At 61.9% G+C, this 12,642-nt stretch carries 13 protein-coding genes; 11 read left to right on the top strand and 2 right to left on the bottom strand.

Annotated features, from left to right (window positions below; genetic code table 11):
• The first annotated feature begins 223 nt into the window (after positions 1–223).
• Positions 224–1,156, top strand: coding sequence for a DUF4747 family protein (locus AC1Q6X_RS03180; RefSeq protein ID WP_492495050.1), 933 nt, complete (start codon positions 224–226; stop codon positions 1,154–1,156).
• Positions 1,146–1,658 carry a hypothetical protein gene (locus tag AC1Q6X_RS03175; RefSeq protein WP_492495048.1) on the top strand — a complete coding sequence of 171 codons (513 nt, stop codon included), beginning with the start codon at positions 1,146–1,148 and terminating at the stop codon, positions 1,656–1,658. Before AC1Q6X_RS03180 ends, AC1Q6X_RS03175 begins: the two co-directional genes overlap by 11 nt.
• Positions 1,659–1,951: 293 nt before the next feature.
• Here AC1Q6X_RS03175 and AC1Q6X_RS03170 read toward each other — a convergent pair whose 3' ends face one another.
• Positions 1,952–2,869 (bottom strand): LysR family transcriptional regulator, encoded by a 918-nt coding sequence (locus AC1Q6X_RS03170; protein WP_492495046.1) that lies wholly within the window; start codon positions 2,867–2,869, stop codon positions 1,952–1,954.
• Positions 2,870–2,985: 116 nt separating this feature from the next.
• On the opposite strand from AC1Q6X_RS03170, the gene mdcA reads away from it, so the two are divergent.
• The 9 genes from mdcA to mdcH are packed head-to-tail and all read left to right on the top strand — an operon-like array spanning position 2,986 to position 10,287.
• The gene (gene mdcA, locus AC1Q6X_RS03165) at positions 2,986–4,662 is read left to right on the top strand and encodes a malonate decarboxylase subunit alpha (RefSeq protein ID WP_492495044.1); all 1,677 of its coding nucleotides are present in this window, start codon (positions 2,986–2,988) and stop codon (positions 4,660–4,662) included.
• Positions 4,662–5,549 (top strand): triphosphoribosyl-dephospho-CoA synthase, encoded by an 888-nt coding sequence (locus tag AC1Q6X_RS03160; RefSeq protein WP_492495042.1) that lies wholly within the window; start codon positions 4,662–4,664, stop codon positions 5,547–5,549. Before mdcA ends, AC1Q6X_RS03160 begins: the two co-directional genes overlap by 1 nt.
• On the top strand, positions 5,536–5,844 hold the full coding sequence (locus tag AC1Q6X_RS03155) for a malonate decarboxylase subunit delta (RefSeq protein ID WP_492495040.1): 309 nt from the start codon (positions 5,536–5,538) through the stop codon (positions 5,842–5,844). Before AC1Q6X_RS03160 ends, AC1Q6X_RS03155 begins: the two co-directional genes overlap by 14 nt.
• Positions 5,841–6,695 carry a biotin-independent malonate decarboxylase subunit beta gene (locus tag AC1Q6X_RS03150; RefSeq protein ID WP_492495039.1) on the top strand — a complete coding sequence of 285 codons (855 nt, stop codon included), beginning with the start codon at positions 5,841–5,843 and terminating at the stop codon, positions 6,693–6,695. The genes AC1Q6X_RS03155 and AC1Q6X_RS03150 overlap by 4 nt, the downstream gene beginning before the upstream one ends.
• On the top strand, positions 6,692–7,504 hold the full coding sequence (gene mdcE / locus AC1Q6X_RS03145) for a biotin-independent malonate decarboxylase subunit gamma (protein ID WP_492495037.1): 813 nt from the start codon (positions 6,692–6,694) through the stop codon (positions 7,502–7,504). Before AC1Q6X_RS03150 ends, mdcE begins: the two co-directional genes overlap by 4 nt.
• A gap of 54 nt (positions 7,505–7,558) precedes the next feature.
• Positions 7,559–7,987 (top strand): malonate transporter subunit MadL, encoded by a 429-nt coding sequence (gene madL, locus AC1Q6X_RS03140; RefSeq protein ID WP_070288196.1) that lies wholly within the window; start codon positions 7,559–7,561, stop codon positions 7,985–7,987.
• Entirely contained in the window at positions 7,980–8,744 is a 765-nt protein-coding gene (gene madM / locus AC1Q6X_RS03135) for a malonate transporter subunit MadM (RefSeq protein ID WP_099408301.1), read from the top strand. The genes madL and madM overlap by 8 nt, the downstream gene beginning before the upstream one ends.
• Positions 8,744–9,352, top strand: a complete 609-nt coding sequence (locus AC1Q6X_RS03130; protein WP_492495034.1) for a malonate decarboxylase holo-ACP synthase — start codon at positions 8,744–8,746, stop codon at positions 9,350–9,352. The genes madM and AC1Q6X_RS03130 overlap by 1 nt, the downstream gene beginning before the upstream one ends.
• Complete coding sequence (mdcH, locus tag AC1Q6X_RS03125) at positions 9,349–10,287, top strand: malonate decarboxylase subunit epsilon (protein WP_492495032.1); 939 nt, start codon at positions 9,349–9,351, stop codon at positions 10,285–10,287. Before AC1Q6X_RS03130 ends, mdcH begins: the two co-directional genes overlap by 4 nt.
• Here mdcH and AC1Q6X_RS03120 read toward each other — a convergent pair.
• A complete protein-coding gene (locus AC1Q6X_RS03120; RefSeq protein WP_492495030.1) occupies positions 10,284–12,614 on the bottom strand; it encodes a TonB-dependent receptor in 2,331 nt (776 codons plus the stop codon). The genes mdcH and AC1Q6X_RS03120 overlap by 4 nt on opposite strands.
• Between the last annotated feature and the right edge of the window lie 28 nt (positions 12,615–12,642).

Genomic DNA, 12,642 nt, shown 5'->3' with positions numbered 1-12,642 from the left:
ATTGTGTTTCTCTGGTGATTTTTGTGATAAATATTAATTTATTAATGGAGCCTTCCTTTTTGAGATTTGCAACGTATAAAATTTTTTAATTCTTGAGTTTTTATTGGAAAAATTTTCTTGCTTGAATAGGAGTTTTCTCAATGATAATTTGTGTGAATTTAAAATTAATTTTTTTATTAGATGTTTTTATTGCAGTTCTTTAAAATATTTTGGAGAATTTTGAATGGCTATGGGTGAAGACAAGGAATTTCTAGTTCTTAGATACTCTTTAGTTGAAGAGAAACAAAAGGTAATTGAGGTGGCGAGTATTCCAGTGCCAAAAGGGGCAGCTATTTTACCTGCGATTGAAATTGATCGTGAGTTTCAAGTAAATGGTGTTGTATATAGTTTTGTTGGTTTTTCTTTGGTAAAGCCTACAGATTTTTATAAATTTCCTGTTTCCAGATTTTACCTAGGAAAAGTTGCTAAGTTAAAATTGGCTCATGTCGGAAAAAAAGTGCCAGGCGACATTGTGGAGACTGAAGAAGATGATTGGTTTCCTATCTTGACAATATTTGATATTAAGGATCAATATATATTTGTAAGAAAAGACTATCGTTTCGGAACCCCTGAACAAATTATGCGTGCCATTCAGGGCGGACTCAGAGAGAAAATATTAGGTATATATAATCATAGAATTTTTGTTGAGGGTTGCACCAGAAAAGAACATTTTTGGAAGATAGTGTCGGATCATGAGAAAATATACAAACTGGAATTGAATTTAATTTCACCTAATATTTTGGATACTAACTTAAAGGCAAGAGAAGCACTTGCTGCCCTCAAGGAGCTATTTTCTCAAGATCAAGTGAATATCACATTAAAAAATGATTCTGGTGAACTCCATGTTCCCAACAAGCCAGTTGCAAATTATCTGGAGTATATCGAGGAGGGGGAGGGATCGTGGGCTATTACTACAGAGGGAACACATGGAGGGAAAAAGACATATACCAGTACAGATAATGTAGATGTTATTGAGTTGTTACTTCCTTCTGAGCGGAATGGAGAGCAAGACACGCAGTTGGATTTGATCACTGGCGGACCTGTAAATTCCGACATTTCGGATGCAGCGATTGTTGCCGAGTTATATTTTGAAGTTGAAAATTATCGTGAAAATTAAAAAAATATTAAAAATATTTTCCATTTTTTTACTTCCATATGTTTTTTGTTATTTAATTTCCTCTAAGTTTCAAGGAAAAATAATATCTTTGCTTGATGAGATTGCAGGTGTTTCGATATTTATGGTTCCAGTAATGCTGGCACTATCATTTGGGATGTTTACTTACGTTGATAATATGTCTAAAGAATTGACGGATTTGAGGAATGAGGTTATTCGTGAAAAATATATCGGTGTGCAAAATAAAATTGCTGACTTAAAGAAAGAAATTCTTTTAAATGCAGGGCTTGTAATTGCGTTATGCGTCTTGGAGAGAATAGTAAAGTCGATGATGTTGTACTTGCCTAAAATTTACTATATTTTTTATTCATTTAATATTGAGTTAATTCTCTTGTCTTTGAGATTTTCATTGTTTTCTGTTATTGTTATATCTATAATTTTTCAAATGGCTGGATTTGTCATCGCAGTAGAATATAGGACGCTAATTGCCAACAATAGAAAGTAAACATATCTATTGCCGTTTGGCCATAGACGAGGTAGGTAAATATATTTCGTTTTCTTAGTTGTCAGGTGGCGACGGGGTGGCGACGGTGTCAGGTCCGGCATTCTGACACGACCTCGGCTGTAACTATACCGAATAAGTTGCTCAGTCACTGCGCGATCCTGCCGGCTACGGGGAGACGGCAACTGCCATGCTTGCTTCGCTTTGGGGTTAAGACGCGCGCCTAAGTATGCAGATGGAATAATGGTGAATGCAGTTCCAAACCCTTCATCAGCGATTTGACCTCGCACAGCAACTCATTTGGCTGGCTCCCTGCGCCCATACAACCTGCACTCCGCCGCCAGCGCCAGCAAATTGGGGTCACGCTCGCGGCTGCTCTGCATCAGCAGGGTGATTTGCTGGTGCGAGCCGTAGCGCGCGTCCAGGGGCAGCAGTTCGATGCGCGAGCTGAAGGCGCGCACGCGGCCGGGCAGCAGGCTGTAGCCGATGCCGCCGCTGACCAGGTTGATCAGCGAGAAGATGTCGCCCACGCGCATCGCGGTGTCCGGCACGAAGCCCGCCAGCTCAAACGCGTGGTTGAAGCTTTGCGAGGTGACGAAACCTTCGCTGAGGGTGACGAATTTGTCGTTGCGCAACTGCTGCAAGTCCACCGAGGCCGACCCCGCATAGGGCGAGGCGAGCGGCGCGGCCAGGTAGATGTCGTCCTGGAACAGGGGCACGGCCACCAGGCCCGCATGTTGTTCGTCTTCCTGCACGCCGATGATGATGGCGTCCAGGCGGCCGTCGGCCAGGCTTTGCAGCAGGTCGCGGTTCGAGCCCAGGGTCAGGTCGATGTCCAGGCCCGGCCGGCGCAGCTTCAGGGCGATCACCAGCTGCGGGATGCAGTGCAGGGTCAATGAGTACAGCGAACCGATCTTCAGCCGCACGGGATTGATGCCCGCCATTTCGCGCACCTTGCGCACGCCTTCCTCGCATTCGGCCAGCGCGCGCCGCGCCGATTCGGCAAAGGTGTAGGCCGTATGCAGCGGGATCAGGCTGCGCCCTTCGCGCTTGAACAGGGGGCAGCGCAAGCCGTCTTCCAGCGAGTGCAGGGCGCGGTGCACGCTGACCGTGCTCTGGCCCAGCGCATCGGCCACCCGCGCCAGGTTGTTCAATTCCATGAAGCTGAGAAAAACTTCCAGCTTTTTCAGGGTAATTTCTTCGTTGATGGCCATCGCTACCCTTTTTTACGGCAGTTCATTAACTTCAGAGTAATGAACATGGTAGCAGGTTGATTGTCGCGCTGGCGCTTTCGTTCTATCGTCTGGATTCGATAGCTCATTCCGGAGGCATGATGTCAACCGCCACAGCAGCGCCAGCGCAGCGGCAAAAACAATGGGACACGCGGCGCACCGAGAAACGCCGCCGCCTGGAAGCCGTGCGCCAATACGCGAACGGCCCCGTGCTGCAACAGGGCGACATGGTCGCCGTGCTCGAAGCGCTGCTTGCGCCGGGCGACCGCGTCGTCCTCGAAGGCAATAACCAGAAGCAGGCCGATTTCCTCGCCCGGATGTTGACCCAGGTCAACCCCGACAGGATCCACCATCTGCACCTGATCATGCCCAGCGTCAGCCTGCCCGAGCACCTGGACCTGTTCGAGCGCGGTATCGCCCGCAAGCTGGACTTTTCCTTCGCCGGCACGCAAAGCCTGCGCATCGCCCAGTTCCTGCAGGATGGCTTGCTGGAAGTGGGCGCCATCCATACGTATATCGAGCTGTATGCGCGCCTGTTCGTCGACCTCACGCCCAACGTTGTCATGGTGGCCGGCTACATGGCCGACCGCCAGGGCAATCTGTACACGGGCCCCAGCACGGAGGACACGCCCACCCTGGTCGAATCGGCCGCCTTCCGCGACGGCATCGTCATCGCCCAGGTGAACCAGATCGTGGACGACGTCAGCGACTTGCCGCGCGTCGACGTGCCCGGCTCGTGGATCGATTTCGTCGTGCAGTCCGATAAACCGTTCTTCATCGAGCCTTTGTTTACCCGCGACCCGCGCGTGATCAAGCCCGTGCACGTGCTGATGGCCATGATGGCGATCCGCGGCGTGTATGAAAAACACCAGGTGCAGTCGCTCAATCACGGCATCGGCTTCAATACGGCCGCCATCGAGCTGATCTTGCCCACGTATGGCGAGCAGCTGGGCTTGAAGGGCAAGATTTGCCGCAACTGGGTGCTCAACCCCCATCCCACCCTGATCCCCGCCATCGAAACGGGCTGGGTCGAGAGCGTGCACTGCTTCGGCGCGGAACTGGGCATGGAAGGCTATGCGGCCGCGCGGCCCGACGTGTTTTTCACGGGCCGCGACGGCTCGATGCGCTCGAATCGCGCCCTGTGCCAGCTGGCGGGCCAGTACGCGGTCGACCTGTTCATCGGCGCGACTTTGCAGATGGATGGCCTGGGCAATTCCTCGACCGTCACGAACGGCCGCCTGGCCGGCTTCGGCGGCGCACCCAACATGGGCCACGACCCGCACGGCCGGCGCCACCCGACGCCGGCCTGGCTGGACCTGATCGAGACGGACGACCCGCTGGCGCGCGGCAAGAAGCTGGTGGTGCAGATGGTCGAGACGTTCCAGGACGGCGGCCAGCCGACCATCGTCGAATCGCTCGACGCCGTGGCCGTGGGCCAAGCCAGTGGCATGCCGCTGGCGCCCGTGATGATCTATGGCGACGACGTCACCCATGTGCTGACGGAAGAGGGCATCGCCTACCTGTACAAGGCCCGTTCGCTCGACGAGCGCAAGGCCATGCTGGCGGCCGTGGCGGGCGTGACGCCAATCGGCCTGCGCCACGACCCGAAAACGACGGCGGCATTGCGCGCCGACGGCCTGATCGCGCTGCCCGAGGATATCGGCGTGCAGCGCGGCGCGGCGAACCGCTCGCTGCTGGCGGCGAAAAGCATCGCCGACCTGGTCGAGTGGTCGGACGGCCTGTATCAACCCCCCGCCAAATTCAGGAGCTGGTAATGACCGCAATGATGACGACGATGACAATGACGCCGGTGCGGGAACGCGCCGCCGCGCTGGGGCGGCAGGTGCTGCAGGCGCTGCTCGACGAAGTGACCCTGACGCCGAAACCGGGCCTGGTCGATTTGCGCAGCCGGGGCGCGCACACGGACTTGAACTGGGCCCTGATGTGCCATTCGGCCTGCGTGCTGGAACCCGTGTTTTCCGCCATGGCCCAAGCGGCTTGGGAAAGCGACGATGACGATGGCCTGCGCCAGCGCATCGGCGCCCTCGGCCGCGAAGGCGAAGCGCTGATGCTGGCGGCCACGGGCGGCGTGAACACGCACCGGGGCGCCATCTGGGCGCTGGGCCTGCTGGCGACGGCGGCGGCGCAGCAGGGCGCGCGCGGCGCGTCGCTGGCGCCGCACGCCGTGGCGGCGCGGGCCGGCGCGCTGGCCCGTTTGCACGATCGTGGCGCGCCTGTCGCCACCGGCAACAAGGGCGAGCTGGCGTGCCGCCAGTACCAAGTGGACGGGGCGCGCGGCCAGGCCCGCGCCGGCTTTCCCCTCGTGACGGGGGGCGGACTGGCGCAGCTGCGCGCCTCGCGGGCGCGCGGCGACAACGAGACGACAGCGCGCCTGAATGCCTTGCTGGCGATTATCAGCCAGCTGGACGACACCTGCGTGCTGTCGCGCGGGGGCGAGGCGGCCTTGCTGGACCTGCAGGCGGGAGCGGCGCGGGTGCTGGCGGCCGGCGGCGCGGCTACCAATGCCGGAACGCAGGCGCTGCTGGCGCTGGAAGCGGCGGCGCTGGCGCGCGGCGTGTCGCCGGGCGGCGCGGCCGATCTGCTGGCGGCGACCCTGTTCCTGGACAGATTACAAGAAGGAGAAGCGCATGGAGACGCGTGACTATACATTCCCCGCCGGGCAGCCGGCATCGGGGCGCGCGCTGGCCGGCGTCGTCGGTTCGGGCGACCTGGAAGTGCTGCTGCAGCCCGCCGACGATGGCGTGACCCGCATCGTCGTCAACACGTCCGTCGACGGCAAGGGCGCCGTCTGGGACGCGCTCTTGCTGCGCGTGTTCGGCGGCGAGCCGCTGCCGGCGGCACGCATTGTCATCAACGACTGCGGCGCCACGCCGGGCGTGGTGCGCATGCGCATCGAGCAAGCCTACGAAGAATTGCAAGCGGGGAGGGCGGCATGAGCACATTACAACAACTGCTTGAGCGCGACAGCTTCATCGAACGGGGGGCGCGCAGCCGCGCCAAAGCCTTGCTGGATGCGGGCAGCATGCGCGAACTGCTCGACCCGTTCTGCGGCATCGCGTCGCCGTGGCTGCCGCGGCAGGGCGTCACGGCCCAGGCGGACGACGGCGTGGTGGTGGCCAAGGGCCTGTTCGACGGCCAGCCGGCCGTGGTGCTGGCCATCGAAGGCGCCTACCAGGGCGGCAGCATGGGCGAGGTGGGCGGCGCGAAGATCGCCGGGGCGCTGGAACTGGCGGCGCGCGACAACCGCCAGGGCGTGCCGACGCGTGCCGTGATCCTGTTCGAGACGGGCGGCGTGCGCCTGCAGGAAGCCAATCTGGGCCTGGCGGCCATTGCCGACATCCACGCCGCCATCGTCGACCTGCGCCGCTACCAGCCCGTGATCGGCATCACGGCCGGTACCGTCGGCTGCTACGGCGGCATGTCGATCGCGGCGGGTTTGTGCAGCTATGTTGTCGTGACGCGCGAGGCGCGCCTGGGTCTCAACGGTCCCGCCGTGATCGAGCAGGAGGCGGGCGTGGACGAATTCGACTCGCGCAACAAGCCATTCATCTGGAGCCTGACGGGCGGTGAACAGCGCTTTCACAGCGGCCTGGCCGACGCCTATGTGGCGGACGACACGGCGCAGATGCGCGCCACCGTGGCCGAATTGTTTGCACGCGGCGTGCCGGCCCGGCACCGCAGCGACCAGGCGGAAAGCTACCTGGCGCGCCTGGCCGATGTCGACGCGGCCGTGCAAGCCACGCCGGAAGCCGTGCGTTTGATCTACAGCAAAGGAGCCGCAGCATGAACGCCATCACCGATACGAGCCGCGGCGCCGTCTGGCTGGCGGCCCTGACGCACAACGCCGCGCCGCTGGACGGCTATCCGCCTTCCGTGCGCGTGGTCGATGCGCCGCTGGCGGGCGCACCGGCGCGCTATCTGGCCGTGCTGCCCGACCCGGACAACCGTTTTACGCGCGCCCGCACGGGAGAAATCGGCCTGGTCGAGGCGTGGCAGCTGGCGCGCGCCGTGCAGCAGGTGGTTGTTGAAGACCGCGACCTGGCCGTCAAGCGGCCGTTTGTTGCCGTCATCGACGTGACCAGCCAGGCGTATGGCCGGCGCGAAGAAGCCTACGGCATCCACCAGGCGCTGGCCGGCGCGGCGGGGGCTTACGCCGAGGCGCGCCTGGCCGGCCATCCCGTCATCGGCCTGATCGTCGGCAAGGCCATGTCGGGCGCGTTCCTGGCGCACGGCTACCAGGCCAACCGCCTGATCGCGCTCGACGATCCGCAAGTGATGGTGCATGCGATGGGCAAGGCCTCGGCCGCGCGCATCACCTTGCGCACGGTGGCAGCGCTCGAAGCGCTGGCCGCGACGATTCCACCGATGGCTTATGACGTCAAGAATTACGCGACCCTGGGCCTGCTGTGGCAAACCTTGCAGGTGGCACAGCCGGACGCGCCGTCGGAGCTTGATCTGGCGCAGGTGCAGGGCAGCCTGCAGGCGGCGCTGGCCGACATCCGCGCCGATCCGGAAAGGGATCTTTCCAGCCGCCTGGGTGCGCCGCACCGCCATGCGTCGGCAAAAGTCAGGGAGGTGCTACGGCAGCAGTGGTAAGTGAAATAACAGAGAAGACACCAAGTCATTCCTATTCCAATAACGGAGACAATCATGATCATTTACGGAACCGCACTGCTGGCCCTGTGCCATTTGCTCGGCATCTTCCTGGGCGACCTGCTCGGGCAGCTGATGGGCGTCAAGACCAACGTGGGTGGCGTGGGTATCGCCATGCTGCTGCTGATCTGCGCCCGGCTCTATATGCAGCGCCGCGCATGGCTGCCGCAGATGACGGAGCGGGGCGTCGAATACTGGGGCGCCATGTATATTCCCGTGGTGGTGGCCATGGCGGCGCAGCAGGACGTGGTCGCGGCGCTGCGCGGCGGGCCGGTGGCCGTGCTGGCCGCCATCGGTTCCGTGCTCGTTTGCGGCGCCGTGATTTCGTTGATTAACCGCTCGGAAAGCCCTGCTGCCATCGCTGCCGCTGAAGCTGACCGCGTGCAAGCCGACTCGATGTTGATGAAGGAGCACCGTCATGCTTGAAATCTTTGAAAAAGCCGCCATCCACAATGGCCTGGTGACGGCCTTCGCCTTTGTCGGCCTGATCATGCTGGTCTCGATGGCGCTGTCGAAATACCTGACCTTCGGCCGCGTGCACGGCTCGGCCATCGCCATCGTGATCGGCCTGGGGCTCGCTTACTGGGGCGGCGTGCATAGCGGCGGCCACAAGGGCCTGGCCGATTTGTCGCTGTTCGGCGGCATCGGCCTGATGGGCGGCGCCATGCTGCGCGACTTCGCCATCGTCGCCACCGCCTTCGAAGTGCAGGCGACCGAGGCGCGCAAGGCGGGCCTGATCGGCCTCGTGGCGCTGCTGCTGGGCGTGGTGCTGCCGTTTCTCGTCGGCGCCGGCGTCGCTTACGCGTTTGGCTATTCGGACGCCGTCAGCATGACCACCATCGGCGCCGGCGCCGTCACCTACATCGTAGGCCCCGTCACGGGCGCGGCCATCGGCGCCAGCTCGGACGTCATGGCCCTCAGTATCGCGGCAGGCCTCATCAAGGCCATCCTCGTGATGGTGGGCACGCCCGTCGCGGCGCGCTTCCTGCGTCTGAAAACGCCCCGTTCGGCGATGGTCTTCGGCGGCCTGGCCGGCACCGTCAGCGGCGTGTCGGCGGGCCTGGCCGCCACCGACCGCAAACTGGTGCCGTATGGCGCGCTGGTGGCCACGTTTCACACGGGCCTGGGCTGTCTGCTGGGACCTTCGCTGCTGTTCTTTGCCGTCAAGGCGGTGGTGGCCTGATGGAAGCCTGGCGCGCGCATGATTTGCTGTGGGTGTCCGGCTTGTCGGACGGCGCATCCTTGCCCGCCTGGCTTGATGCCGCGTGGCTGGCCGCCGCGCCGCTGGTGGTGCGGCGCGCCAGCACCGTGCCAGGGCGCATCCCCGTCGGTGTGCGCGGCATGCTGCGCAGCGAGCGGCAGGCGTGCGAAGTGGACGTTGCCGCCGTCGTGCGCCGCGTGACGCCGGAAACGGTGGCGAGGATGCCGCTGCCTGATTTTTCCTGCGCCGCGCTGGACGCATTGCGGCTGGTGGCGCCGCTGCTCGACGCCACGGGCTGGGCCTGGGGCCCGACGGGCGGCGTGGGTTTCGCCCTGGCCAGCGGCTTGCCCGTGCTGCGGGCCGACAGCGATCTCGATCTCGTGCTGCGCATGGCCGCGCCGCCGGACGCCGCGCAGGCCGAGGCCCTGCGCGCCATCGCCGCCAAGGTCACGGCGTGCCGGCTGGACCTGCAGATCGACACGGGCCATGGCGGCTTTGCGTATGCCGAGTGGGCGGCGGGGCGGGGCCGGGTCTTGCTGAAGACGGATCGCGGTCCCGTGCTGACGGCCACGCCATGGGAGCTTGCATGAGCGTGCTGTTTACCTTTCCCGGCCAGGGCGCCCAGACTCCGGGCATGCTGCACGCGCTGCCCGGCGACGCGGCGGTGGCCGATACCCTGGCCGAGGCGGCTGAAGTGCTGGGCCACGATCCCTTGACGCTGGATACGGCTTGCGCGCTGGCGTCGACGCGGGCCGTGCAACTGTGCTTGCTGATCGCGGGCGTGGCCATGGCGCGCTCCCTGGCCGCGCGCGGGGCGCCGCCCGACATGGTGGCCGGCTTTTCCATCGGCGAGTATGCGGCCGCCGTCGTCGCCGGCGCGCTCGATTACGGCGATGCCGTGCGCCTAGTGGCGCGGCGCGGACAGTTGATGGAGCAGGCGTATCCCACCGGTTACGGCATGGCGGCCATCGTCGGCCTGGATCTGGCGCAACTCGAACCCTTGCTGGCCCGGGTGCACGGCGCCGCCACGCCCGTGTATATCGCCAACCTGAATGCGCCGCGCCAGACCGCCATTGCCGGCAGCGAACCTGCCTTGGAGGCCGTGATGGCGCTGGCCCTCGCGCACGGCGCCGGCAAGGCCAAGCGCCTGGCCGTCAGCGTGCCGTCGCACTGCCCGCTGCTGGACGGCGCCGCGCTGGACTTGCGCGCGGCTTTCGACGGCGTGGCCATGCGCCGGCCGTCGCTCGTCTACCTGAGCAGCAGTGCGGCGCGTGCGCTGTTCGACCCGGCCCGCATCCGCGACAGCCTGGCCGCCAACATGGCGCAACGCGTGCAGTGGGCCGCTACCGCGCGCCTGGCGTGGGAGCGGGGCGCCCGGCTGGCGCTGGAAATGCCCCCGGGCAGCGTGCTGACGCGCCTGACGTCCCCTGACTTCACGGATGGCGTGGCCGTCTGCTGCGACGGCAACCGGGGCGACAGCCTGCTGGCGCTGGTGCGGCGGGAGCGCAACGGCAGCGTGCCTTAAAGCCTGGCGCTCAGGCCAACTTGGAAGCCACGGCCCGGCAAGGGCGCGATGTATTTCAGCGGGGAATTGTGCGGCCTGGCATCCGCGTCGAGCAGGTTGCTGCCACTGATGAACACCTCGACGCTGGCAAACGGCGAATCCGGCACCTGCAGTGCACGGCTTACCTGGAAGTTCACCATGGTGTAGCCGTCGAGCGGCACTTCCTCGCTGACGCTCTTGCCCAGGTACTTCTGCTTGTCGTAGCGGGTGCCTGACAACCGCGTCTTCCAGCCCCGGTTTTCCCACTGCAGATTGGCGCCGTAGCGGCTGGTGGGCATGTTGGGCAGGTAGGCGCCGTCATTGTGCGCGCGCAGCTTGTCGGGATAGTCCGCCTTGTTCTTGACCAAGTCGGCAAATGCGGAGAGGTTCAGCTTGCCGTAGGCGCCGAGTTGAACGGTCTGTGAGGCATCGATCTCGAATCCCTTGACCGTCGTATCCGTCTGCTTCCAGTATTTTAATGGCAGGCGATTGGCCATCTGGGCGCCCGAATGGCCAAGGTAGAGATAGTTCTCGTATTTCATGACGTAGCCCGTCGCGGACAGCTGGAAGCCGCGATTGGCGAACAGGGCGGTCAGTTCGGTATTGCGCGTGCGCTCGGCCTTCAAGTCCTGGTTTCCCTCTTCCTGGGTCATGATCGAATAGTGGCGGTTGCTCGCATACAACTCATTGACGTCGGGCGCTCTTTCCGACGCCGAGTAGCGCAGCTTTGCGCCGAACAGCTGGCCAAGCCTGGTTGAAGCGCCCAGGCTGTAGCTGTTCAGGCTGAACGACTTGTCCTCGAGTGTGGAGTTGCTCGCATTCCTCGACGTCCTGAATCCGCTCTTGCGGATGTCGTGCTCCACGTTTTCATGGCGAAAGCCCGCATCGAAGGTGGCCCAGTCGAATTCCAGGTTTTGCTTGACGAACAGGGCGCGGCTGAGCGTGCTGGCGTCGGGCAGGTAAAGTTGCGTCCCGCTGCCGGTGATATCCCTGGCCTTGTAGCTGAGGCCAAGCAAGCCGCTCAAGGGACCGGCGCGCCGCTGCGCCAGCAGGAGCTCGGCTTGATTCGTGTCAAACCGGTAGTCATTCGCCTTGGCGGCACCGAGGCGTTCTCCCGACGTATTGTTCAAGCGGGACACGCGCAATTGCGCGCTTTCAATGTACGCGACGGGGTCGCGCAGATGCGCTTCCAGCGCATATTTATCCTGCTTGATGATCACGCCGACGGGCAGCCCCTCGTCATAGTTCGCCCCGAACGACTTGTTTTCCATGGAAAAGCCCGGCACGCCATATTCGCTTTCCTTCGCATCGAGGCTGACGGCCACGTAGCCACGATCGAAAAAGTAGGTGCTGCCGACGCCAAAGTGGGCATTGCTGGCGTGGCTGTTGCCCAGGGTGCCGTGGTAATCGGGCGTCACGTCCTTGTTGATCTTGTTCTGGGTCATCGATGGCGTGCCCGGCACGTAGGCGGGGTTGGCCGGATTGACGTAGGTCTTGCGCTGCCAGACGGAGGTCGGATTATTGGTGTAGAAGGAAAAATCACCGTCCGCCCAGTCCGGATTTTCCTTCATGAACTGGTCGATAAACGGCTGCGACGCCTTGTTGTAGACCTGCTGGATCCGCGCTTCTTTCTGGCAACTGTCGGCCAAAAACGTATTCACGCCGCCTTTCACAGGGAACAGCTGGCTGTTGCACACGCCGGCCTTGCTGTTGCCGGGAATAGCGTAATTGCCGATCTTCTGGAATGACAGCTGCAGATTCGTCGAAAAGCGCTGCCCGTCGTTGAAGTTCGCGCGCAAGCCTTGCGCATCGGCATCGTTGAAGCCCTTGCGCAGCACCAGTTCCACATCCTTCCGCGTGCTCTCCATCTTGCGGGAAACGAGGCCGGAATCGACGTCGACGCTGCCGCCGATCGCATTGCCGCCGAAACGCACGCTATCGGACGATTTGTTCACGGTGACGCTGCGCGCAAACAGGGGATCGAACGGGATGTTGATGTCGCCGCTGAGCGCATTCATGCCGAGGATGGACTGGCCGTCTTCGAGGATCTGCACGCGGCTGCCGCTCAGGCTGCGGATCACCGGTGCGCCCGCATTCGGCCCGAAGGCGCTGCTTTGCACGCCCGAGACATGCTCGAGCATGCCGCCCAGCGTCCTGTTCTGGGCTTGCGTATTCTCGACCAGAACGACGCTGTCGATGTTTGAAGGCTTGTCTGCCCGGACCTTGATGGTTTGCAGGGTGACGTCGTCTGCCGCATAAGCGAGTGGGGCGGTGGACAGTATGGCAGCTGCGAATACGTGATGGCGCATGGATCTCTCTAAAAAGGCGGAATGGGGT

The sequence above is a fragment of the Janthinobacterium sp. GW823-FHT06H09 genome (genome assembly GCF_058794735.1).
The sequence above is the reverse complement of the archived record's forward strand: the minus strand, read 5'-3'. Positions and strand labels throughout refer to the sequence as shown.